Below are 22,828 nucleotides of genomic sequence, written 5' to 3' on the forward strand. Positions count from 1 at the left end.
TGGCCGGTCACTCGATCTGGCGTCCGGCTTGCACGGTGAACGGCTCCAGCTGGTCGCCATTGACCCAAGCGTACTCGCCCGCTTCGGTGCGGACCATGGCGTAGGGTGTCCAGCCGGTGCTGCGCCACCAGCTTTCGTAGTCATCGGTTTCGGTGTTCAACCGCCATTGACCGTTTTCGACCCGGCCATTTCGCGGGACATAGACGGTGGTGCCGTCGGTGTTGAAATACTGGCGGTAGCTGGTGCCCGACCATGTGCCAGTGATCGTGTTGCCTGCCAGAAGTGTCTTGATCTCCGGGACGGTCAGCCGGACGATGTCGGCTGTCGCGGGCATGGTTGCGAACGCCAGCAAGGACATCACGGAGACGATCAGGATACGGCGTCTCATAAGAGAACTCCCTTCCAAAGTGGTCCTCACTATTGCAAATTGCCGTTGTGATTGCGACTCCATTCTCGGTCTGTTCTTGTTTTGGCGGGGTAACCTCGCGTCAGGCGGGCGCGATCAGGATGGCGCGAAAATCGTTCACATTGGTCAGGGTCGGGCCGGGAACAACCTGATCGTCAAGCGCCGCAAAGAAGTTGTGCGCGTCGTTGCGGTCAAGGGCGTGCTGCGGGTCGGTGCCGCATTTCGCGGCGCGGGCGAGCGTGCCCGGGTGGATTACGGCACCGGCCACCTCGGCCGCGCCGTCGACGCCGTCGGTATCGCAGGCGATGGCGTGAATGCCCGGTGCGCCATCCAAGGCAAGCGCCAGTGCGAGCGCGTATTCGGCATTGGGTCCGCCCACGCCATCGCCGCGCCGGGTCACCGTCAATTCCCCCCCCGAAAGCAGCAGCACGGGGGCCGAACTCGGTTTGAGCGTGGCCTGAACGGCACGCGCTTCGGCGGCGTGGTCGCGCGCCACCTCGCGGGCTTCGCCTTCCAGCGCGTCGCCGAGGCTGCGGACCTCGATGCCTTCGGCGCGGGCGATTTCGGCGGCGGCCTGGAGCGATTGGGCAGGGGCGGCGTAGATCACGTTCTCGACCTTTGACAGGCGCGCATCACCCGGGGCGATCACGCCGGTTTTCGCGTCCAGCACCGCCTGCGCGGAGGCGGGCAGGTCGATGCCATAGGCCGCCACGATGGCCCGCGCGTCTTCGGGTGTCGAGGCCTCGCCCACGGTGGGGCCGGAGCCGATCATCGCGGGGTCATCGCCGGGCACGTCTGAGATCATCAGCGCCAGCATCCGGGCCGGATAGGCGGCGGCGGCCAGCTGCCCGCCTTTCACGCGGCTGAGATGCTTGCGCAGAAGGTTCATCTTGCCGATGGGCGCGCCCGAGGCCAGCAGGGCGGCGTTGACGGCCTGTTTCTCGGTCAGGGTCATCGTGCCTGCGGGCTGCACCAGCAGCGACGAGGCACCGCCGGAAATGAGCGCCAGTACCATGTCGGCCTCGCCCAAACCCGCCACCAGATCGAGCATCCGCGCGGTCGCCTGCAGGCCTGCGGTGTCGGGCACCGGGTGCGCAGCCTCGACGATCTCGATGCCGGTGCAGGGCCGGCCGTAGCCGTAGCGCGTGATCACCAGCCCTTCGCAGGGGCCGTAGACGGCCTCGACCGCCTCGGCCATGCGCGCGCTGGCCTTGCCCGCGCCGATCACCACCAGCCGCCCGTCGGGGCGGGGTGGTAGATGCGCGGCGAGGCTTTGCATCGGGTCGGCCACGGCCACGGCGCGCTCGAACATCGCGCGCAGGAGGGGCAGGGGATCGGTCATCGGCGTGGTCCTTTGGGGGGATGCGGTCGGACGCACATTAGGCAGCGGCCCGGTTCCGTGCAACCGGATGTGGGGCGGGTGTCAGCGGCCCGCCGAACGGCGTGGCATCGGCACCGCGTGCAGCATCGGGCCGGTGAGCACCGCGAGCGCCTCGTCGCGCATCAGCCCGGTAAAGGCCGCGTCATCGCTCCAGAGCCCGCCGGTATAGGTGCCGTAGGCGGGCAGAATCACCCGGTCGCTGTCGATCAGGAAGGCCGGGCGGCTGAGGCTGCGGCCGCGCAGGGCAAGCCGTGCCTTGGGGTGGTAATGGCCCGAGATCTCGCCCGATTGCCGGGCCCGGGCGATGTGGCGAAAGACCAGCGGGGGACTGGGCAATTCGGCCATATGCGCGCCGCCCAGATCCACCGGGCCGGGATCGTGATTGCCCTCGATCCAGACCCATCGACGCCCGGCCTGCAACTTGGCGATCCAGAGCTTTTCGGCGTCGGGCAGGGCGTGGGCCGCGGCGGCATCGTCGAAACTGTCGCCCAGGCAAATCACCGTGGCCGCGCCGGTGCGGCGCATATCGGCCTCAAGCCGGGTCAGCGTGTCGCGCGTCTCGTAGGGGGGCAGGGGCGGTTCGCCCAATCGCGCGCGGCGTTCGGATTTGCCAAGATGCAGGTCCGACACGCAGAGCAGGTTGCGCGCCTCCCAATAGAGCGCGCCCGAAGGCAGGGCCGTAAGCGCAGCGCCCGCAAGGGTAAAACTGTAACCGTCCATGCTGCATTGGTGGCCTGTGCCGTGGGGAATGGCAAGGCCGGTCATCGCGCCGGATCAACCTATGCCAGCCCTGCCGCCTGCATCAGCCGCGCGCTTTCCTCGGCCAGAAGCCGCTCTTGTGCCGCGCCTTCGACGGGGGTGCGCCCGGCCTCGAGGAAGAGCGGGGCGGCAAGCGGGCTCACGCGCGTGAGGCGGCGCAGGGTGATGCGGCCATTGATGCGGTCCAGCATTTCCTCGATGCGGCCGAAATCGACCAGCCCGCGCATCGCCTCGGCCTGCGTGATGTCCAGCAGCAGGTGCTCGGGGTCGTATTTGACCAGCGTGTCATAGAGGATATCGGACGACATCGTGGTTTGCCGCCCGTTCTTGCGCGCCTGCGGGCTGTTGCGCTGAATGAGGCCCGCAATTGTGGCCGAGGCGCGGAAGGTGCGTTTCATCACCGCGTTGCCCATCAGCCAGCTTTCAAGCCCGTCGCGCAGGGCGTCGCGTGCGAAGATCGGGGCGGCATCGGTCAGCGGCTCCAGCCCCCAGATCAGCGTCGCGTAATCGGTCGAGACGAAGCCCAGGGGGGCAAGCCCCTCTTCCTCCATCCGCTTGGTGACCAGCAGGCCCAGCGTCTGCATCGCGTTGCGCCCGGCAAAGCCGTAGATGCAGACATGCTCGCGCCCCTCGTGCGGAAAGCTCTCGATCAGGAGGCGGCCCGCCTGGGGCATGTCCGACAGGCTGCGCTGCAACTCCAGCCAGTCGCGGATATGGGCGGGCAGGTCGGGCCAGTCGGGTTGATTGAGGATCGCGAGAATGCGTTCGGAGAGTTGCGTCGAGGTGGCGAATTTGGTGCCCATGAAGGTGGCGATTTTCGGCGTGCGCCCGGGATCGCGGCTGACTTCGACGACCATCTCGCGCAGGGATTCGAATCGCACGATCTGCCCGCCGATCAGGAAGGTGTCGCCGGGGCTGAGGGTGGCGGCAAAGCCTTCCTCGATCTCGCCCAGGGGCTTGCCGCCGCGTGCCCGGCGCATCCGCACCTTGAGGGTGTCGGTGTCCTGAATCGTGCCGATATTCATCCGGATGAGGCGCGGGCTGCGCGGGTCGCGCAGCTGCCAGAGGCCATCGGGGCGCTGTTTCAGCCGTTGCCATTGGTCATAGGCCCTGAGCGCATAGCCGCCTGTCGCGCAGAATTCCAGACAGGCGTCGAATTCATCGCGGGTGAGCGTGGCATAGGCCCCGGCAGAGGCGACCTCGGCATATAGATCATCCGCGTGGAACGGTCCGGCGCAGGCGCGGATGAGGATATGTTGGCAGAGCACGTCACGCGGGCCCGGTCCGCGCCCCTCACCATCCAAATCGCGATCCTTGACGGCCTGCAAAGCGGCGAGGCATTCCACCACCTCGAACCGGTTGGCGGGCACCAGAAGCGCCTTGGAGGGGGCGTTATAGCGGTGATTGGCCCGTCCGATCCGCTGCACGAGGCGTTTGACGTTCTTCGGAGCGCCGACCTGAATGACCAGATCGACATCGCCCCAGTCGAGCCCCAGGTCAAGGCTGCCGGTGCAGACCACGGCGCGCAACTCGCCGCGCACCATCGCGCCCTCGACCCGCTCGCGCTGCACCCGGTCAAGGCTGCCGTGATGGATGCCGATAGGCAGCGCGTCCTCGTTGGCGAGCCAGAGGTTGTGAAAGAAGATCTCGGCCTGCGCGCGGGTGTTGTGGAAAATCAGCGTGGTCTTGTGGCGGCGCACCTGATCGAGCACGGCTGGGATTGCATAGGCGGCCCCGCCGCCGGACCACGGCGGCGCCTCGGCCGTTTCCAGCATGGCGATATCGGGGTCGGGACCGGGATCGGCGTGCAGGATGTCGCAGGGATGGTCGCGGTGCGCCATGAAGCGGGCCAAGGCGGGCGGGTCCTCGACCGTGGCCGACAGGCCGACACGCCGCATCTCGGGGCAAAGCGCCTGCAGCCTTGAGAGCGCCAGCATCAGCTGATCGCCGCGCTTTGATTCGGCGAGGGCGTGCACTTCGTCCACCACCACGCGTTTCAGCCCGGCAAAGATGCGCGGCGCGTCCTCATAGGAGGTCAGGAGCGCAAGGCTTTCGGGGGTGGTGAGCAGGATATGCGGCGGGTCGGCGCGTTGGCGACGCTTGGCATGCGATGAGGTATCGCCGGTGCGGTCCTCGATGCGGATGGCGAGGCCCATTTCCTCGACCGGGCGCGTGAGATTGCGCCGGATATCCGCCGCCAGCGCCTTTAATGGCGAGATATAGAGCGTGTGCAGCCCGGCGTGGTCGCCCTGCGCCAGATCGGCCAGTGTCGGCAGGAAGCCTGCCAGCGTCTTGCCGCCGCCGGTGGGCGCGATGAGCAGCGTTGCGGGGTCCTGCGCCCGCGCCAGCATTTCGGCCTGATGCGGGTGCAACTGCCAGCCGCGGGCGGCGAACCAATGATCGAGGGGGGCGGGCAGGTTGGACATGCCGGGCAATCTAGGCGCGCGGGCGGGCAAAGCAAAGCGACAGGGCAGGTGGGGCGCAAGTTCTCTTCAGACAACAAAAAACGGCGACACCAGGGAGGAGGAGAGGTGCCGCCGTTTCCTGTACGTCCGGCCCCAGGGAGGAGGAGGGGGGCCTTTCGCAAACTTTCGGGATCAGGTGATCCCTATGTCCGGTCCCGAGCTTCAGGGAGGAGGAGAGAAGCCCGTTACCGTAGCAGATGCATCAGGGAGGAGGAGAGATGCATCCGATTCTGTTGTTACGACCGATGGCCGTAGACCGCGTCGTGGGCGACGCGCTTGATTTCGCTGCGATGCATGCCCAGATCGAACAAATCGCGCGCGGTCAGGTCTTGAAGTTCGCGCAGCGTGCGTCGATACATGCGGTAATCGGCAAGCCGCTGCACCGCAGCATAAACTGCAGTACTCAGGTCTTCGCCGAGAATGTGCAGAGCCGAGCGGCGCATGTGGATCGTGGTTGACATCGTTCGTATCCTTGCGGACGTATTCGTTTGATCAGGCGACCCGGTTCGTTTCGCCTTTGTTGAGTTCAAAATAACTCGTTTCTGCATCTGCACAATACCCCGGATAAGCAATGCTGCTATGCAGCAAATGCATATGAAAAAGGTGACGTAAGGTTAGGCAATCTCTGGATTTTTTGGTCAATTCGGGGATGAATGGTGCCGATGAGTGAGAGGTTGCCCCCTTTGCGGGCAGGTGCGCTGAAGGAGTGTGCAGAATGAACACGCGCGAAAGTGAAAGACGGCGAATGGTCGGGATGCGCTGTGCCGATGTCGGCAACCCGGTCGGGGCGGTCGGTGCGCCGCTGGTGAGAGAATCAGTATCTGGGAATATCGCATGAGCCCGCATGACATGGTGCTTACGCGCGTCGGTTTGCGGTTTCAGGGGCGGTGCTATCCCTGCACGATCGGGCGTGGCGGTCTTGCCATGGACAAGCGCGAGGGGGACGGGGCTACGCCGCGCGGTGCGCATCGCATCGTCGGGATGCTCTACCGTCCCGACCGCATGGCGCGGCCCGCCGATTGGGCGCTGCCGATCCGCCCGGGCGATCTGTGGTCGGACGATCCCGGGGACGAGGATTACAACCTCATGGTGCGCGCGCCTTATGGGCATAGCCACGAGGCGTTGCGCCGGGCCGATCCGCTCTATGATCTGGTGATCGTGACCGACTGGAACTGGCCAAAGGCCGAGCGTGGGCGCGGATCATGCATCTTTATCCATCGCTGGCGCAGGCCGGGGTATCCGACGGCGGGGTGCATCGGGCTGCGGCCCGGTCACCTGCGTCGGATCGCGGCGGCGATCCGCTATGAGACACGGCTGATTGTGAGGTGAGTACGGGGTAGAGGGGTGGCTTGATGCGGACATAGCACCCCGCCAGAAGGTGCCGCGTGATCGCAGGGCCGGGGACTGGCGAAGCAACGGCTGATGCCCGCACTTTATCCCAGCCAAGTCATCCTAAACTCAACACGTTTCGCGCCCTATCAAATCGCCAGGCCGCGGGACGGCCCGGCGATCGCGCGGCACCTTCGGTGCGTTTCGCGCGTCTCACGGCAACGGCAGCACCAGGCCAAAATGGTCCCCATGCCTTCTTGCCGATAACGGCGCGCTACCCGTAATCGCGTTCTCCGAAGATGGCCGAGCCGACGCGCACATGCGTCGCGCCAAGCGCGATCGCCTGCTCGAAATCGCCGCTCATGCCCATCGACAGCCCCGCGAGCCCGTTGCGCGCTGCCATCTTGGCCAACAGGGCGAAATGCAGGCTTGGCTCTTCGTCGACGGGGGGAATGCACATCAACCCGCGCAGGGGCAGGTCGAGCGTGCGGCATTCGGCCACGAATGCATCCGTATCGGCAGGCAGGATGCCCGCCTTCTGCGGCTCTTCGCCGGTGTTGACCTGAATGAAAAGGTCAGGGCATGCTCCGATCTCCTGCGCGAGACGTGCCAGTGTGTTGGCCAGCTTCGGGCGGTCGACTGTGTGGATCGCCTGAAAGAGGTCCATCGCCTGTCGCGCCTTGTTGGTCTGCAAGGGCCCGATCAGATGCAGGCTGATTCCCTCGAACTGCTCGCGAAAGTCCGGCCATTTGCCCGCCGCCTCCTGCACCCGGTTCTCACCGAAGATCCGATGGCCGTCGCGCAGCACCGCCTCGACCCGTTCATTGGGCTGGACCTTGGAGACGGCGATCAGGTCCACGCTTTCGGGCGCGCGCCCGGCGTCGTCGGCGGCGTTTCGCAGCCGCGCCTCGATCTCTTGCAGCCCCATGATAACCCTCCCGGCGGATGACGTGCGCAGTGCATGCCACAGTGCGCCCCCCGCGCACAAGTGTGCGGATCGGCGCAAACGGCTTGCCCATGCCGCCACGCTTGGATAGTAGGGGTGGAAACAATCTCGGACGGTGCCATGACCCATTCGCGTATCACATTGGCCGCTGCAGCGGCCGCAGCCCTTGCAATTCTGGGCGGCTGCAGCGCGTTTCAGAACGCCAAGCTAGACCCTGATGCAACGAGCGTGAAAAGTGGCCGCGAGGCCAGGCCCTCCGCCGAGCAAGGCTCGATTCTCGATGCGTTCCGCGGCGCCAAGGACACTACCAAGGTCAACCGCTTCTTGTGGACCGCCTCGCTGCAGGTGCTCGACTTCCTGCCGGTCGAGGCTGCTGATCCCTTTACCGGCGTGATCAGCACGGGCTATGGCACGCCTCCGGGCGGCGGTCAGGCGTATCGCGCGACGATCCTGATCAGCGATCCGGCGCTTGATGCGCGCGCGCTGAACGTGGCGCTGCAATCGCGCCGCGGGCCGGTCGATGCGGCCACAGAACGTGCGGTCGAGGATGCCATTCTCAACCGTGCGCGGCAGTTGCGCATTCAGGCCGCCCGGTTCTGATCTCCAAGAGCGGCAGCACGCCGCTCTTGCAAGGATTGCCGGATGATCTGCACCGATGAGTTGACGAAGAGCGCGGCCATCAGCCCGGCCACGATCAGGTCGGGCCAGCCCGACGCCGTTCCCCAGACCCCGAGGGCCGCCAGCATCACGGCCACGTTGCCGATGGCGTCATTGCGCGAACACAGCCAGACCGAGCGCACATTGGCATCACCATCCTTGTAGGCCATCAGCAAGAGCACGCTCGCCAGATTGGCGCCAAGCGCCAGAAACCCGATCAGCCCCATGATCTCGGCCTCGGGCACGCCCGTATAGAGCACGCGGTAGAGCGTGGTGCCCAGAACCCAGAGCCCCATTGCCATCAGGCTCATCCCCTTGACCAGCGCCGCCGTTGCGCGCACCCGAAGCGACATGCCGATCACCGCCAGCGACAGGCCATAGGTCAGCGCATCGCCCAGAAAATCGAGCGCATCGGCCTTGAGTGCCTGGGATTGTGCGGCCTGACCGGCGCTCATCTCGACCGCGAACATCGCCGCGTTGATTGCGATGACCAGCCAGAGCCGCCGTTTATAGGCGTCCGACACGCCCTCGAACCGCACATCGTGGTCACAACATCCCGCCATTCCCGGCCTCCTTTGCATCTTGCCTGAGGGACATGTAATCTCTCTAGCGACTAGAGCTTCAAGGGGAGGCATGATGTTTTTCTCGATTGGCGATCTTGCGCGGCGGACCGGGGTCAAGGTGCCCACCATCCGCTATTACGAGGCGCGCGGGCTGCTTGATGCGCCGTTGCGCAGTGCGGGCAATCAGCGGCGCTATGCGCAAGCGGAGCTGGAGCGGCTGCGCTTCATCCGCCATGCCCGCGATCTGGGATTCTCGCTCGGGGCGATCTCGTCGCTGATCGAGTTGCAGGAGCACCCGGATCGCGGCTGCGAGACCGCGACGCGGATCGCGCAGGATCAGCTCGAGGCCGTTCGTCAGAAGATTGGCCGGTTGCGCGCGCTTGAGACAGAGCTGGAGCGGATCACGGCGGGCTGCACGGGTACGGGCGTCTCGCGCGAATGCTACGTGCTGGCGTCGCTCGCCGATCACGAGTTGTGCGACCACGATCACGCGCCGATGGATGGGTGAAATGCCACCCTTGCGGGGATGGATTGGTGTGGTGGTGAGGGGGTTTTTAGCGGAACATGACCGTGGCTGATGGGGCGTGGTTGGCCTGTTGCTGCCGTTGCCGCCCCCCGCGCGAATCGCACCGAAGGTGCCGCGCGATCGCCGGGCCGTCCCGAGGCCTGGCGATTTGGAGTGGCGCGCAAAGTGGCGAGGTTACAATGATTTGGCTGGCATAAAGTGCGGGCAACAACGGTTGCATCGCCAGTCCCCGGCCCTGCGATCACGCGGCACCTCTTGGCGAGGCGCTATGTCCGGAACAGGCCAAATCCTCCCCTCGACCACAGCCCCCGGACGCAGGTGCTGCAAAGGCCGTGACGGGCGACCGCCTTACATGTCGCCTGCCGCCAACTCATGCACCCAGGCCACCTGACGCGGCAGACAGGTGGTTTGCAGATCATAGCGTTCGCGGATCAACTCGCGGGCCGCCGCCCCCAGACGTCGCCGCGCGGCCGCGTCGTCCAGCAGCGCGCAGACCTCGCCCACCAGTGCCGCGCCGTCGAAGAAATCCACCAGCCGCCCGGTCTCATCCTCGGTGATGACCTCGCGCACCGGCTCGGTATCGCCCGCCACGATGGCGGCGCCGCAGCTCATCGCCTCCATCAGCGACCAGCTGAGCACGAAGGGATAGGTGAGGTAGACATGCACGCGGCTCAGCTGCAACAGCCGCAGAAAGCGGTCATAGGGGATGCGCCCCAGAAAATGCACGCGCGCCCAGTCGGTGTCGGGTATCTGCCCGCGCACCTCGTCGATGAAGATCTGTTTCCAGGTCTGTCCCTTGGGCGGGCGGGCACCGTAGCTCACCTCGTCGCCGCCGACGATCAGCACGTGGGCGCGGGGTCGCTCGCGCAGGAGGTGCGGCAGCGCGCGCATGAAGATGTGATAGCCGCGATAGGGCTCGAGGTTGCGGTTGACGAAGGTGATCACCTCGTCGTCGCGGCTGAGCGTGCCTGCGCCTTCCACCTCAAGCCGGACATCGGGCTGCGGGCAGGCGGTGAGCGTGTCGATGCCGTCATGGCTGACGGTGATGCGGTCGCGGAAGGGCTGCGGAAAGGTATCGGCCTGAAATCGGGTCGGGCTGATCCCGGCATGGCCCTGATCGAAATGCAGGTGGTTGTTGAGGTTCTTCATACGGATGCGCAGGGCCTCGGTCTCGGGGGTCTTGCTGGCGAATTCCGGATCGAAATTCAGATGCGGCCAGCCCGCGAGGTGATAGAGTTCGCAATAGAGCCCCATGCGCGCCTCGGGCCAGACATCGCGCAGGAACAGCGATTCGCCCCAGCCGGGATGCGCAAGGATGAGATCGGGCACATAGCCCTTGTCGCGCAGCTGCCGCGCGGCGTGATAGCATGCCTCGCCGCGCGTCACCTTGGTATCGAGATCGACCAGCCAGGGGTGCAACTTTTGCCCCTCGCGCTTGGGCAGGGTGTAGGGGACCACGCGCACCCCTTGCCAGGTCGTCGCCTCCTTGACCCGCAGCGTCAGCGCCACGCAGTGATGCCCCTGCCGGGCCAGAAGCGGGGCAAGGTGCTTGTACTGGCCGGGGAAGTTCTGATGGATGAAAAGGATTTTCACGGATATGCCTGTCTGGTGCCCCTCAAGTGCTTATAGTCGTGCCGGGCCAGCCCCGCAAAGCCCCGCATTTTTGCAGCCGGAGTCTGGACCCGCCCCACACAAGCGCCTATCACCCCATCCAACAACTGACAGAGCAAGAGAGGCCCGGCCCATGTCGCGCTATGCACCGGCGGAAATCGAAGCGAAATGGCAACAGGCGTGGCAGGATGCGGATATCTTTCGCGCCCGCCGGGATGAGGCCAGACCGAAATATTACGTGCTGGAGATGTTCCCCTATCCGTCTGGGCGCATCCATATGGGCCATGTGCGCAATTACACGATGGGCGACGTTGTGGCGCGCTACAAGCTGTCGACGGGGCATAACGTTCTGCACCCGATGGGCTGGGACGCGTTCGGCATGCCCGCCGAGAATGCCGCGATGGCGTCGGGGGGGCATCCCAACGACTGGACCGAAGACAACATCAAGGAAATGCGGGAACAGATGAAGCCTCTGGGGCTTTCGATCGACTGGTCGCGCGAAATCGCAACCTGCCGCCCCGATTATTACGGTCAGCAGCAGGCGCTGTTTCTGGATTTCCTCGAAAAAGGGCTGGTTTACCGCAAGAACGCCGTGGTGAACTGGGACCCGGTGGACATGACCGTGCTGGCCAATGAGCAGGTGATCGACGGCAAGGGCTGGCGTTCGGGCGCCGAGGTGGAGCGGCGCGAGTTGACGCAATGGTTCTTCCGCATCTCGGATTTTTCCGAGGAGTTGCTGGAGGCCTTGGACGGCCTCGACGATTGGCCCGCCAAGGTGCGGACCATGCAGGAGAACTGGATCGGCAAGTCGCGCGGGCTGCAATTCGCCTTTGGCCTCAATGACGGCCCCGACGGGCATGACCGGGTCGAGGTCTATACCACCCGGCCCGACACGCTGATGGGGGCGTCCTTCATTGGCATCTCGCCCGATCACCCGCTGGCGCGTCAGTTGGAGCGTGAGCGCGCCGATGTGGCGGCGTTCTGCGCCGAGGCGCGCAAGGGCGGCACCACCGCCGAGGCCATCGAGAAGGCCGAGAAGCTGGGCTTTGATACCGGCCTGACCTGCCGCCATCCGTTCGACACGTCGTGGGAATTGCCGGTCTATATCGCCAATTTCATCCTGATGGATTACGGCACCGGCGCGATTTTCGGCTGCCCCGGCCACGATCAGCGCGACCATGATTTCGCGCGCAAGTATGACCTGCCGATCCTCGACACCTTCCTGCCGCTTGACGCGGAGCACGACATCGAAGCCGCGCCTTACGTGCCGCTCAAATCCGAGCGGGTGCGCTACACGCGGCTGGTGGCGGGCGCCGAAGAGCAGACCGGCGAGGCGGGTGTCGAGGCGGTGATTGAGTTCTGCGAGCAGAATGGCGTGGGGCAGGGTGTCACCAAGTTCCGGCTGCGCGATTGGGGTTTGAGCCGTCAACGCTATTGGGGTTGTCCGATCCCTGTGGTGCATTGCGATGCCTGTGGCGTGGTGCCCGAGAAGAAAGAGAACCTGCCGGTGCAACTGCCCTATGACGAGGGCGGCACGCCGATTGATTTCGGCATCCCCGGCAACCCGCTCGACCGGCATCCCACGTGGCGTGACTGTGCCTGCCCGGCCTGTGGTGCGCCTGCGCGGCGCGAGACCGACACGATGGACACTTTCGTGGATTCGTCGTGGTATTACGCCCGCTTCACCGCGCCCCGTGCCGAGACGCCCACGGACATGGCCGAGGCCGAGTACTGGATGAACGTGGACCAGTATATCGGTGGCATCGAGCACGCGATCCTGCATCTCTTGTATTCGCGGTTCTTTGCTCGGGCGATGAAGATTTGCGGGCATCTGCCCGAAAAGGCGATCGAGCCGTTCGATGCGCTCTTCACGCAAGGGATGGTGACGCATGAGATTTACCAGACGCGGGATGCCAAGGGCCGCCCGGTCTATCACCTGCCCGAAGAGGTAACCGAGGGGCGGCTTGCCGATGGCTCGCCGGTGGAGGTGATCCCCTCCGCCAAGATGTCGAAATCCAAGAAGAACGTGGTCGATCCCTCGACCATCATTGCGGAATACGGGGCCGATACCGCGCGCTGGTTCGTCCTGAGCGACAGCCCGCCCGAGCGCGACGTGGAATGGACCGCCTCGGGTGCCGAGGCCGCGCATCGCCACCTTGCCCGCGTCTGGCGCATCGCCTCGGAGATCGCGCAGACCCCCGGCGAGGCCGATGCGCAAGCCGACGAGGCGCTGTTGCGCGAGATGCACAAGACCATCGACGAGGTGACCAAGGGGGTGGACAGTTTCGGCTTCAACGCCGCCATCGCGCGGCTTTACGCCTTCACCAACACGCTGGCCAAATCGAAGGCGGGGCAGGCGGCCAAATCCACCGCCGCGCGCACGCTGGCGCAGCTGATGTCGCCGATGACGCCGCATCTGGCCGAGGATGTCTGGGCGATGCTGGGCGGCGCGGGGCTGGTTGCGACCGCCCCTTGGCCCGAGGCGGACCCCGCCATGCTGATCGACGAGACGGTGATCCTGCCCATTCAGATCAACGGCAAACGCCGGGGTGAGCTGTCGCTGCCCGCCGACATGGAGAAATCCGAGGTTGAAAAAGCCGCGCTCGCGCATGAAGCTGTGCAAAAGGCCCTGAATGGGGGGCAACCCAAGAAGGTGATCGTGGTGCCGGGACGGATCGTTAATGTCGTCGTATAGCCGCCGCCTGCTGCTCGGCACGGGGCTGGCCCTGCTGGCGGGCTGCGGCTTTGCGCCCGCCTATGCGCCGGGGGGCGCCGGGGCTGCGCTGATCGGGCAGGTCGAGGTGAGCGAGCCGGAGACGCGGGCGGGTTACCTGCTGACCCGTGAGCTTGAGGGTCGTCTGGGCCGGGCAACCGCGGCGCGCTACGAGTTGCGCCCCGCGATCAGCCTTTCGACCAAGGCGATTTCCATTGATCGCAGCAACGTCGCATCAAGGTTCAACATGCTGGGGCGCGTCGAATATGCGCTGGTCGACCGGGAGACGGGCCTGACCGTGACTACTGGATCGGTCGACAGCTTCACCGCGTTTTCGGCCACCGGCACGCCTGTGGCGACGCAAGCCGCCGAGCGCGATGCCGAGGTGCGGCTGATGACCATCCTCGCCGATCAGCTTGTGACCCGTCTGGTGGCGACTGTGCCCGACGCGGCGCGATGAAGCTGAGTGCGCGCGATGCGGCCCGCTATTTCGCCAAGCCCGAGGCGCATCGCACGGGGCTGTTGATCTATGGTGCCGACGCGATGCGCGTGGCGCTCAAGCGGCAGCAGGTGATCGCGGCGCTGCTTGGCCCCGACGCCGAAGAGGAAATGCGCCTTGCCCGGATGGCGGGCGGGGATCTGCGCAAGGATGCCGCGCGTCTGATGGATGCGGTCAAGGCGCAGGGGTTCTTTCCGGGGCCCCGTGCGGCCTTTGTCGAGGACGCCAATGACACCGCCGCCGACGCGATTTTGGCCGCGCTGAGTGACTGGCAGGAGGGCGATGCGCAGATCATCGTCACTGCCGGGCAGCTCAAGGCGACCTCGAAGATCCGCAAGGCGTTCGAGGCCCATCCCAATGCCTATGCCGTTGGAATTTATGACGAACCGCCCTCGCGAGAGGAGATTGAGCGGGTGTTGGGAGAGGCCGGTCTGCGGGATATTCCCGGCCCGGTGATGAATGACCTCACGGCGCTTGCCCGCGATCTCGACCCCGGTGATTTTCGTCAGACGATGGAGAAGCTGGCGCTCTACAAGCTGGGCGAGGATGGCCCTTTGTCTTCGGAGGATATCGTCGCCTGCGCGCCCGCCTCGACCGAGGCGGATCTCGACGATATCCTCAATATCGTGGCCGAGGGACGCTCGGGCGAGATCGGCCCGGTGCTGCGGCGGTTGAAGGCGCAGGGGGTGCAGCCGGTGGGACTGTGCATCGGGGCGACCCGGCATTTCAGGGCGCTCTACACCGCTGCGTCTGATCCCGGTGGGGCGGCGCAGGGCATCGCCCGGATGCGCCCGCCGATCTTTGGCCCGCGCCGCGACCGGATGCTGCGGCAGGCGCAGGGCTGGGGAGCGGAGAAGCTGCAACAGGGGCTGACGATCCTCACCGACACCGACCTGCAACTGCGCTCGGCGGCGCAGCGGGCCCCCGAGATGGCGCTGATGGAACGGGCGCTTATCCGGTTGGCGATGCTGGCGGCTAGGTGACAGGTGTGGGTTGGAAACCCACCCTACGCGGTGCCACCGGTGTGGGTTCGGGTTTACGGCGTCGGTTCAAAGCACACCATGGAACGGGGTAAGGTGCGGCCTAAACCCGACAAAAGCGCCTCCCGCGCGAAACGCACCGAAGGTGCCGCGCGATCGCCGGGCCGTCCCGCGGCCTGGCGATTTGATAGGGTGCGCAACGTGTTGAGGTTAGAATGACTTGGCTGGGATAAAGTACCCACCACGACCGTTGCTTCGCCAGTCCCCGGCCCTGCGATCACGCGGCACCTTTTGGCGGGGTGCTATGAGTGCTTCAGGCCAATCACGACCAAACCTTCACAGGCCTACATGACCCGTCCTGCCGCCGTTGCCTTCGCCTGCTCTTTGCGCAATGCTGCCGCGACACCAACCGAACGGGGACCGTTCCATGTATGACGTTATCGGATCGCGGGCCAGCCGGGCCTTTCGTGTGCTCTGGCTGCTTGAGGAAATGGGGTTGGAGTACAATCACCTGCCCGTCGCCCCGCGCTCGGCCGAGGCGCTGGCGGTGAACCCGTCGGGCAAGATCCCGGCGTTGCGGGAGGGCGATCAGGTGCTGACCGATTCCAGTGCGATCATGACCTATCTGGCCGACAAGCATGGCCAGATGACCCATCCTGCGGGCACCCCCGCCCGTGCGCGTCAGGATGCGCTGACGCATCAGATCCTTGACGAGGTCGATGCGGTGCTGTGGACGGCGGCGCGGCATTCCTTCGTGCTGCCGGAGGAGCACCGGGTGCCTGCGGTCAAGGAGTCGCTCAAGTGGGAATATGAGCGCAATGTCAACGGGTTGGAGGCGGTTCTCAAGGGTCCGTTCCTGCAGGGAGAGACCATGACCATCGCCGATATCCTGCTGGCGCATTGCCTGATGTGGGCGGGCAAGGCGGGTTTTCCGGACCCGCCCGCGCGGCTTGCGGCGTATCTTGATGCGATGATGGCGCGGCCCGCGTTTCAGCGGGCGGCGGCGCTGCCCTGAGCGTAGGCGGCTGCGTGGCGACCGGCCCAGACCCCCGTGGCGAGGCAGGCGGTCAGCAGGTAGCCGCCGGTGGGGGCCTCCCAATCGAGCATTTCACCGGCGGCGAAGGTGCCGGGGCGGGTGTGCAGCATCAGGCCGTCGGTCAGGGCGTTGAAGCGTAGGCCGCCTGCGGTGGATATGGCCTCGTCGATCGGGCGGGGGCCGAGGAGGGGGACGGGCAGCGCCTTGAGCGTGGCGGGCAGGTCCGGGGCGGTGCGGGCGAACTCCATCACCAGTGCGCATTTCACCGGGTCGAGGTTGAGCGCTTTGCGGAGGCGGTTTTTCAGGCTGTCGCGGGGGCGGGTGTTGGCCAGCCGTTGGGCGATTTGCTCGGTTGAGAGGTCGGGCGCGAGGTCGAGCGTGAGGGGCGCGCCGTCGCGCAGGGTGGCGCTGATCTCGTAGAGACCGCCGCCCTCGAGCCCGGTGGCGGAGAGGACGAACTCGCCACGTGAGCGGGTTGGGCCTGCGTGGAGTTCGACGCCTTTGACGGGTTTGCCGAAATGCGGGGTCATATGCGGCGACCAGTCCACGAGAAAGCCCATGTTGGCGGGGCGGAAGGGGGTGAGCGTCTCGGGGGCGAGATGCGCGCTCCATGCGCCATCCGAGCCGAGCCGCGCCCAGCTTGCGCCGCCGCAGGCCAGTACGGTGACGGTGGGGGTGAGGCGCTGTGGCCCGTCGGGGGTGTCGAAGAGGACCGCCGAGCCATCCCAGCCGGTCCAGTGCCAGCGGGTGCGGGTCTGGGCACCGAGGCCGCGCAATTCGGCCAGCATGCTGCGCAGGAGTGGCGAGGCCTTCATCACCTTTGGAAAGACCCGGCCGGTGGAGCCGGTGAAGAGCGTTTGGCCGTGCGCACGCGCCCAGTCCTGCACCGCGTCCGGCCCGAAGGCGGTGAGCATCGGGCGCAGGGCGTCGGCGCTGTCACCGTAGGCGTGCAGGAAGTCTTCGAAGGGTTCGGATTTGGTGAGGTTGAGCCCGGATTTTCCGGCCATCAGGAATTTGCGTGCGACCGAGGGTTTGGCCTCGGCCAGCGTCACGCGCAGACCGGCGCGGGCGAGTTCGCGCGCGGCCATGAGACCTGCGGGCCCGGCCCCGATGACGAGCGCGTCGGTCATGCCTGCGCGACCCGTTCGATCACGACACGATCAAGCAGGACGACGTCCCAGCCGCGTTTGGTGTAGGGCACGCGCGCGCTGTTAAGCCAGTCTTCCAAAGCGGCGACGATGCGGGGACGGCTGAAGGTCAAGTTCGATATGTTCAGTTTATGCCGGTTTCCGTCCATATCGCTGAGTTGTATCATTTCGATGGTCTTGGGCGCGGAGGAAAACTCGGCCCGTGCGAACGCGTGCCACGGCATGTGTTCTGGCGCAAGGAGGCGACCCCGGGAGGTCGCGCTGCGAAAGGTGAGGCCGGTCTCGTCGATGCGCAAGACCCAGTCGGTCCAGTTGGACATGCGCCAGAGCAACGCGCCCGAGACCAGCAGGACCGGAGGGGCGATCAGGAACAGGATCGAGACGAAGCGCAGATCGAAAAAGTCGATCTCCTGCGTGGTCATGAAGACCGCGAATGTGGCCAGGAGCCCCCCGAGCATGAACGCGATACCGGCACTGGAACGAAGCCATCCGCGCGCCGGGTAGGCGGTGAAGGGGTCCGGGGTCATGCAGCGTCTCCGGCCTCGACGAGCGGTTGGCTGTTGAGCCCGACATGATGCAGCACGCGCTGCGGGAAGGGGATTTCAATGCCCTCGGCCTTGAGCGCGTTCCAGATCGCGAAGAGCACGTCGGACTGGTATTTTCCGGTGACGTCCTCGATCCCCTCGACCCAATATTCGACCGAGAAGTCCACGCCGCTGTCGGCGAAGGCCTTGAGCTCGCATTCGGGGGCGCGTGCGCCTTCGGTGAGGACGAAATCGAGCGCGGCAACGGCGGGTTCGATCAGGGCGGGGATGCGGTTGATATCGGTGTCGTAGCTGACCGAGAAATCGGCCTCGTAGCGGCGTTGCGAGCCGGCGTCGGAGAGGTTTATGACGCGGGAGGTGATGAAATCCTCGTTCGGGACCACGATCCAGCGGCCATCGGGGGTCTCGAGGATCGCGGCGCGGGCGGTCATCTTGACAATGGTGCCCTCGGAGCCGTCATCGAGCACGACATAGTCGCCCACGGTGGTCTGCCCCTCCAGCAGCAGGATCACGCCGGAGACGAAATTGGCGGCGATCTGTTGCAGCCCGAGGCCGATGCCGACGCCGAGCGCGCCGCCGAGAACGGCGATGGCGGTAAGGTCGATGCCCATGATCGACATCAGGAGCAGGAAGGCCGCGCCGAAAATGGCGATCTGGCTGGCCTTCATCGCAAGTTCGCGGGTGGCGGGGCGCAGATCTTCCTGACGGCGGATGAAGTCTTCGGATTGGCTGTTGGACCAGCGGCCAAGCCAGAACAAGAGCGCGGCCGAGACCGCGCCGCGGATGAGGGACAGCGCCGAGAAGCTGATATTGCCGAGATCGACCGAGATGGCGGCGAGCCGGTCGTTGGCGAGCCCCAGAAGATCGAAGAGGTAGAGCAGCGCGACGGGCATGAGAACGAGGCGACCGAGCACCTTGAGGAACGGGTCGGTGACGATTTCGCGCACCAGAACGCGGGCGGCGAGGACCATGAAGAGCCGCTTGCCGAAGGCGATCACGTCGCCTGAGCCGAAGATAGAGCGGGTCACGCTCTCGCCGATGCCGGTGAGGCCATAGGCCAGAAGCGGCATCAGGAGCGGCAGGAACATCAGCACGAAGCGCCGCGCCGAGGCGATCGGCCCGTCTTGGCCAGCGGCGGGGGTCAGCAGGCGGGTGAGCGCGGGGCGTATGCGTCCGGTTATGAGCACGGCCAGCAGCCAGGCCACCACCAGAATCGCGAATTGCGACCATGCCGCCGGGCTGAGCAGCCAGACCTTGGCCATGTCCCAGCCTTGCAGGCCGTAGCCGATGGCCGTCTGCAAGATCTCCGGTTGCCCCTCCATCACACACCCCTTGTCATCTTGACCCTTTGTGCCAGTCTCTTGCCCGCACTCTGGGATAGGATCAAGACAAACTGACCGACGCGCCGATTTGCCCGCTCTGCCTGCGGCCCATTCCGCCCGGCACTAGGCAGAGCCTGCATCACCTTGTGCCCAAGCTGAAGGGCGGCAAGGGTGGCCCCGTCGTGCGGCTGCACCAAATCTGTCACAACGAGATCCACGCGACGCTGACGGAAGCGGAATTGGCGCGGGAGTTTAATACGGTCGAGGCGTTACGGGCGCATCCGAGGCTGGCGAAGTTCATCGCATGGGTGGGGCGGCGCCCGCCGGAGTTTCATTCGAGAACGCCGGGGCCGAGGCGCAAGCGGTGAGGGGCGTCAGAGCACGTGCCAGAGCGAGAGGCCGCCCACGAGGATCAGGCTGAGCGCCCAGACCAGATCGAGGTTGAACCAGCTTTTCGACAGGAACTTGAGGCCGAGCCAGCGATAGACGCCGAAGGCGAGCGCGCCGCCCGAGAGCATCATCGCGGCTGTGTGCAGCAGCGCCACGGCGGCGGCGATGGTGACGTTGCCGCCGATCAGCGTGTCGGCGGCGGCGTGGCCAGTGTCGGTGTCGACCGTGCCGCAGATGCCGAGATAGATCGGCACCAGCATCAGCCCCGCGCCATGCGCCATTGCCGCGAGAAACGACCAGAGCGCCAGCCGTGAGGGTGGCACCCGGGCGAGAAACCGGGGGTGCCTGCGATTGATCAACAGGTAGAGGCCGAGGCCGATCACGAGGCAGGCCGCGCCGATCTGGATTTCGCGCTGCCATGCCGCGAGGGCCATGAGCGCCGAGAACGGGAATAGGATCGCGGCCATGGCCAGCAGGTGCCCGCCCGCCAGCGCCAGCAATGCCATCCACAGGCTGCTGCGCTTGCGCTCCATCAGCGCGGCGGAGACCGCGAGCGGCCAGCCCATGCCGGGATTGACCCCGTGATAGATGCCCGAGGCAACGACGGCCCACCACAGGGCCGCCGTGCTATTGAGATCCGCCACGCCTTAGACGGAGGGGTAGCAGAAACTGTCGGTGGAACAGTCGCCGCCTTCGAGCCGGATCTGGTGGGCGCGGTAGCCCTTGGGGAAGTCCACATAGAAATCCGGGTCGAGCGTCAGCCCGCCGTCTTCGCCGACATGGGCCATCACCATCTGCCCGCCCTCGTCCTCGGGGTAGAACTGATCGTCCCACGAGGAATAGAGCGAGTTGGTCCAGTAGACGCGTTTGCCGTCGCGGCTGATTTCCACCATCTGCGGGCCATAGGCGAAATCGCGGCCGGTGGGGTGTTTGGTGTCAGCGACGATGCCGCCCAGTTCGACCTTGCCCGCAAGCGTGGGGTTCATCGGGTCGGAGACATCGTATTGGTGCATCTCGCCGGTGCCCCAGCAGGCGACATAGAGGTATTTGTCGTCAAGGCTGAGGTCGATATCGGTGACCAGCGGCGGCACCGCCTCGAACCCCTTGAGCAATTCGGGCAGGTCATCGGCGGCGGCGGGATGTGGCGGGATGGTGACGGTTTTCTTTGCGTCGAAGGTGCCGTCGTCCTTGCGCCACCATGTCCAGATCGAGCCTTCGAGATTGGTGGTATCGACGACCACGCCGCAGAAGCCGTATTGCTTGGCCGGATCATGGGCGGGCCGGATTTCCAGCGCCATCTGGTGATTTTCGCCAAAGTCGATGGTCTGCACGTTCTTGCGCGCGCGCAGGTCCCAGAAATGGATGGAGTGGCCGTATTTGTTGCTGAGCAGGTCCTCGGGGACGATGCCGTTTTCGTATTGCGGCGGCAGGCCCCATTCGGAACTGACCATGTAGTTGCGCGGTAGATTCCACCAGAAATCGTATTGCTTGTCCTGCACGCCGCGGTCCATCTCGTAGCGGCCGAGGATCTCGAAGGTTTCGCAATCCATGATGAACATGCCCGGCGGGCCGTCGGTGCCGTCCTTGCCGCCGCCGCCAAGGGTGGAGACATAGATGCCCTCGGGGCCGCAATGGATGGTGTGGGGTCGCGAATAGCCGGTCTTGGCAAAGACCTCTTCGGGTTCGATGATCTTGTGGATCTTCGCCTTGAGCGGTTCCTTGACGTCGATGATGTAGATGCGGCTGGAGCGGATGCCGGGAATGATCAGGTAGCGGCGTTCGAGGAATGCGTGGCCGGTGAGGGGCGAAAGGGCCGAGGAACAGGCGTTCCAGCCGAAATGGTGAAACTCGTCGCCGGTGTTGGGCATGAACAGGCTATGGACGATCTGCCCGTAGGTCTTGGACTTGGGGTCCACGTCCACAACGGCGAGGCCGTCGGGCTGGCTGCCGTCGGGGCTGAGCATCAGGGTGAAGGCGAGCGTTTCCGCCGGCGCCTCCATCGCGAGTTTGGGGGTGGCGTGAAATGTCGGATCGGGCCGCAAGGTCATCTGGTTGTCCTCCCTGAACTACGCGCCTGCCCTCCGCAACAGGCGCAGTTTACCCTGTCACGGAATGCGTGATGCGGCAAATCTTTTGCAAGACGGGGCGCGGGTCAGGGGCGGCAGAGGGCCTTGATCCCCGCGACATGGGCGGGGTCGGCGGCGAGCGCGTCGGCGGCGAGTGCGCGGGCGGTGTCGAGCACGGTCTCGGTGTCCGGGGTGATGTGGTCGAAGAGGCCCCAGGCGAGGGCGGTTTCGGTGTCGATCTTTTGCCCTGCCATGAGGATCATCCGGGCGCGGGCCGGGCCGATCAATGCGGTCAGGCGCGCGGGGTCGCTGGGCTGGGGCAGAAAACCCAGTTTCATCACCGGGTAGAACGCCTTGGACCCCGGCGCGGCGATGCGGATGTCGCAGGCCAGCACCATTCCCATCGCGCCGCCCGCCACCGTGCCGTTGAGCGCGGCGATGCTGAGGCCGGGAAAGGCGGCGATGGCGGTTGAGAGACGTTCCCAGACCGGGCTGGTGGCGAGGCCTGCCCGGGCGGCCTCGAGATCGGCCCCGGCAGAGAACACCTTGCCCGCGCCGGTGAGGGTGAAAACCTGCGCCTCGGATGCGGCGGCCTCGGCGATACCGGCAAGCTCCGACAGCATCGCCTCGGTCAGGGCGTTGGCCTTGTCGGGGCGGTCGAGCGTGGCGATCCAGAGGCCGCCGTCCTTGTCGAGCCGGATCATATGAGGCCGATCCGGCGGCGGATATCCTCGTCGCGCAGGGATATTTCCTGGCCCACGAACTCATCGGCCTCGGGGCTGCACATACACAAGAGCGCCTTGGCGGGCCAGTCGGCGGGGATGTGGTCGGACCAGTCGAGCGCGCTCACCGGGTTGACGCCGCTGGCCTTGATCTCGCGCTGCATGTCGGTGGCGACGGTGCCGGGCGAGAGGCCCATGACGCGCAGGCCCGCAGCGCGTGCCTCGTGATCGGCGCAACGGGTGAGCATCGCTGCCCCCGCCTTGGAGGTGCAATAGGCGCTCCAGCCTTCCAGCGGATTATGCGCCGCGCCGGAACTGACGGTGAGGATGGTGCCGGAGCGGCGCTCTATCATGCCGGGCAGGGCGGCGTGCATGCCGTTGAAGACGCCCTTGAGGTTGATGTCGATGGCATGGGCCCATGCGCCGGGGTCGACGTCGGCCAGCCCCGCGATGGGCTCGACCACGCCTGCGTTGTTGATCAGCACGTCAAGCTGGCCGAAGGCGGTGTGGCAGGCCTCGACTGCGGCCTCGACTTCCCAGTAGCGGCTGACGTCGCAGGGGATGGCGATGGCGCTGGGCCCGATTTCGCCCGCGAGATCGGCGATCGCGTCGCGATTGCGCGCGACCAGGGCGACATTGGCCCCCGCCTCGGCGAAAACTCGCGCAGCGGCGGCGCCGATGCCCTTGCTCGCGCCGGTGATGAGAACGCATTTGCCTTGCATGGTCATGGCTTGCCCCCTTTGGCCCTGTGATACGGAGCCTTG

General features: G+C 65.8%; 24 protein-coding genes. 9 read left to right on the forward strand and 15 right to left on the reverse strand.

Going from position 1 to position 22,828, the window contains the following annotated elements:
- Nucleotides 1-7: 7 nt before the first annotated feature.
- The 5 genes from PVU19_RS04400 to PVU19_RS04420 form a co-directional block, all read right to left on the reverse strand.
- A complete protein-coding gene (locus PVU19_RS04400) occupies nt 8-388 on the reverse strand; it encodes a hypothetical protein (protein ID WP_050663239.1) in 381 nt (126 codons plus the stop codon).
- A gap of 100 nt (nt 389-488) precedes the next feature.
- A complete protein-coding gene (locus PVU19_RS04405; protein ID WP_050663238.1) occupies nt 489-1,748 on the reverse strand; it encodes a glycerate kinase type-2 family protein in 1,260 nt (419 codons plus the stop codon).
- Between the two features lie 81 nt (nt 1,749-1,829).
- The gene (gene pdeM, locus PVU19_RS04410) at nt 1,830-2,507 is read right to left on the reverse strand and encodes a ligase-associated DNA damage response endonuclease PdeM (RefSeq protein WP_050663237.1); all 678 of its coding nucleotides are present in this window, start codon (nt 2,505-2,507) and stop codon (nt 1,830-1,832) included.
- A 59-nt stretch (nt 2,508-2,566) separates the two neighbouring features.
- Nucleotides 2,567-4,972 (reverse strand): ligase-associated DNA damage response DEXH box helicase, encoded by a 2,406-nt coding sequence (locus PVU19_RS04415; RefSeq protein WP_050663236.1) that lies wholly within the window; start codon nt 4,970-4,972, stop codon nt 2,567-2,569.
- 275 nt (nt 4,973-5,247) lie between these two features.
- Entirely contained in the window at nt 5,248-5,472 is a 225-nt protein-coding gene (locus PVU19_RS04420) for a DUF1127 domain-containing protein (protein ID WP_082237700.1), read from the reverse strand.
- A gap of 254 nt (nt 5,473-5,726) precedes the next feature.
- On the opposite strand from PVU19_RS04420, the gene PVU19_RS04425 reads away from it, so the two are divergent.
- Both PVU19_RS04425 and PVU19_RS04430 read left to right on the forward strand, forming a co-directional pair.
- Nucleotides 5,727-5,849: a hypothetical protein gene (locus tag PVU19_RS04425; RefSeq protein WP_274789889.1), complete on the forward strand. Its 123-nt coding sequence runs from the start codon at nt 5,727-5,729 to the stop codon at nt 5,847-5,849.
- Entirely contained in the window at nt 5,846-6,340 is a 495-nt protein-coding gene (locus PVU19_RS04430; protein WP_050663234.1) for a L,D-transpeptidase family protein, read from the forward strand. Before PVU19_RS04425 ends, PVU19_RS04430 begins: the two co-directional genes overlap by 4 nt.
- A 274-nt stretch (nt 6,341-6,614) precedes the next feature.
- Here the strand turns inward: PVU19_RS04430 and PVU19_RS04435 are convergent, their stop codons facing one another.
- A complete protein-coding gene (locus PVU19_RS04435) occupies nt 6,615-7,268 on the reverse strand; it encodes a YggS family pyridoxal phosphate-dependent enzyme (protein ID WP_050663861.1) in 654 nt (217 codons plus the stop codon).
- Nucleotides 7,269-7,406: 138 nt separating this feature from the next.
- Between PVU19_RS04435 and PVU19_RS04440 the strand changes: the two genes are divergently transcribed.
- Nucleotides 7,407-7,886, forward strand: a complete 480-nt coding sequence (locus PVU19_RS04440) for a DUF3576 domain-containing protein (protein WP_200901876.1) — start codon at nt 7,407-7,409, stop codon at nt 7,884-7,886.
- Here PVU19_RS04440 and PVU19_RS04445 read toward each other — a convergent pair.
- Nucleotides 7,868-8,506: a cation efflux transmembrane domain-containing protein gene (locus PVU19_RS04445; RefSeq protein WP_050663863.1), complete on the reverse strand. Its 639-nt coding sequence runs from the start codon at nt 8,504-8,506 to the stop codon at nt 7,868-7,870. The two genes, PVU19_RS04440 and PVU19_RS04445, sit on opposite strands and share 19 nt — an antisense overlap.
- A gap of 73 nt (nt 8,507-8,579) precedes the next feature.
- Here PVU19_RS04445 and PVU19_RS04450 point away from each other — a divergent pair, with 73 nt between their 5' ends.
- Nucleotides 8,580-9,014, forward strand: coding sequence for a MerR family transcriptional regulator (locus PVU19_RS04450; RefSeq protein ID WP_050663870.1), 435 nt, complete (start codon nt 8,580-8,582; stop codon nt 9,012-9,014).
- 366 nt (nt 9,015-9,380) lie between these two features.
- Here the strand turns inward: PVU19_RS04450 and PVU19_RS04455 are convergent, their stop codons facing one another.
- Nucleotides 9,381-10,625, reverse strand: coding sequence for a glycosyltransferase (locus PVU19_RS04455; RefSeq protein WP_050663864.1), 1,245 nt, complete (start codon nt 10,623-10,625; stop codon nt 9,381-9,383).
- A 151-nt stretch (nt 10,626-10,776) separates the two neighbouring features.
- Here PVU19_RS04455 and leuS point away from each other — a divergent pair, with 151 nt between their 5' ends.
- The 4 genes from leuS (at nt 10,777) to PVU19_RS04475 (ending at nt 15,850) form a co-directional block, all read left to right on the forward strand.
- Nucleotides 10,777-13,338 carry a leucine--tRNA ligase gene (gene leuS, locus PVU19_RS04460; RefSeq protein WP_050663865.1) on the forward strand — a complete coding sequence of 854 codons (2,562 nt, stop codon included), beginning with the start codon at nt 10,777-10,779 and terminating at the stop codon, nt 13,336-13,338.
- Nucleotides 13,325-13,816, forward strand: coding sequence for an LPS assembly lipoprotein LptE (gene lptE, locus PVU19_RS04465; protein WP_050663866.1), 492 nt, complete (start codon nt 13,325-13,327; stop codon nt 13,814-13,816). Before leuS ends, lptE begins: the two co-directional genes overlap by 14 nt.
- Nucleotides 13,813-14,838, forward strand: coding sequence for a DNA polymerase III subunit delta (gene holA / locus PVU19_RS04470; protein ID WP_050663867.1), 1,026 nt, complete (start codon nt 13,813-13,815; stop codon nt 14,836-14,838). The genes lptE and holA overlap by 4 nt, the downstream gene beginning before the upstream one ends.
- A 424-nt stretch (nt 14,839-15,262) precedes the next feature.
- A complete protein-coding gene (locus PVU19_RS04475; protein WP_050664072.1) occupies nt 15,263-15,850 on the forward strand; it encodes a glutathione S-transferase family protein in 588 nt (195 codons plus the stop codon).
- Here PVU19_RS04475 and PVU19_RS04480 read toward each other — a convergent pair.
- The 3 genes from PVU19_RS04480 to PVU19_RS04490 are packed head-to-tail and all read right to left on the reverse strand — an operon-like array spanning nt 15,826 to nt 18,886.
- The gene (locus PVU19_RS04480) at nt 15,826-17,001 is read right to left on the reverse strand and encodes a TIGR03862 family flavoprotein (RefSeq protein ID WP_050664073.1); all 1,176 of its coding nucleotides are present in this window, start codon (nt 16,999-17,001) and stop codon (nt 15,826-15,828) included. The genes PVU19_RS04475 and PVU19_RS04480 overlap by 25 nt on opposite strands.
- Nucleotides 16,998-17,546 carry a hypothetical protein gene (locus PVU19_RS04485; RefSeq protein WP_050664074.1) on the reverse strand — a complete coding sequence of 183 codons (549 nt, stop codon included), beginning with the start codon at nt 17,544-17,546 and terminating at the stop codon, nt 16,998-17,000. Before PVU19_RS04485 ends, PVU19_RS04480 begins: the two co-directional genes overlap by 4 nt.
- Nucleotides 17,543-18,886 carry a mechanosensitive ion channel family protein gene (locus PVU19_RS04490; protein ID WP_050664075.1) on the reverse strand — a complete coding sequence of 448 codons (1,344 nt, stop codon included), beginning with the start codon at nt 18,884-18,886 and terminating at the stop codon, nt 17,543-17,545. The genes PVU19_RS04485 and PVU19_RS04490 overlap by 4 nt, the downstream gene beginning before the upstream one ends.
- A 71-nt stretch (nt 18,887-18,957) precedes the next feature.
- Here PVU19_RS04490 and PVU19_RS04495 point away from each other — a divergent pair, with 71 nt between their 5' ends.
- Nucleotides 18,958-19,254, forward strand: a complete 297-nt coding sequence (locus PVU19_RS04495) for an HNH endonuclease family protein (protein ID WP_082237915.1) — start codon at nt 18,958-18,960, stop codon at nt 19,252-19,254.
- 6 nt (nt 19,255-19,260) lie between these two features.
- On the opposite strand, the gene PVU19_RS04500 is transcribed toward PVU19_RS04495, so the two are convergent.
- The 4 genes from PVU19_RS04500 to PVU19_RS04515 form a co-directional block, all read right to left on the reverse strand.
- Complete coding sequence (locus tag PVU19_RS04500) at nt 19,261-19,842, reverse strand: hypothetical protein (RefSeq protein WP_420833268.1); 582 nt, start codon at nt 19,840-19,842, stop codon at nt 19,261-19,263.
- A gap of 81 nt (nt 19,843-19,923) precedes the next feature.
- Nucleotides 19,924-21,324: a selenium-binding protein SBP56-related protein gene (locus PVU19_RS04505; protein WP_050664078.1), complete on the reverse strand. Its 1,401-nt coding sequence runs from the start codon at nt 21,322-21,324 to the stop codon at nt 19,924-19,926.
- A gap of 104 nt (nt 21,325-21,428) precedes the next feature.
- A complete protein-coding gene (locus PVU19_RS04510) occupies nt 21,429-22,046 on the reverse strand; it encodes an enoyl-CoA hydratase/isomerase family protein (RefSeq protein ID WP_050664079.1) in 618 nt (205 codons plus the stop codon).
- Nucleotides 22,043-22,792, reverse strand: coding sequence for an SDR family oxidoreductase (locus PVU19_RS04515; protein WP_050664080.1), 750 nt, complete (start codon nt 22,790-22,792; stop codon nt 22,043-22,045). Before PVU19_RS04515 ends, PVU19_RS04510 begins: the two co-directional genes overlap by 4 nt.
- Nucleotides 22,793-22,828 lie beyond the last annotated feature (36 nt).

It is taken from the genome of Roseovarius tolerans (assembly GCF_028885395.1).
Taxonomy (GTDB): Bacteria; Pseudomonadota; Alphaproteobacteria; order Rhodobacterales; family Rhodobacteraceae; genus Roseovarius; species Roseovarius tolerans.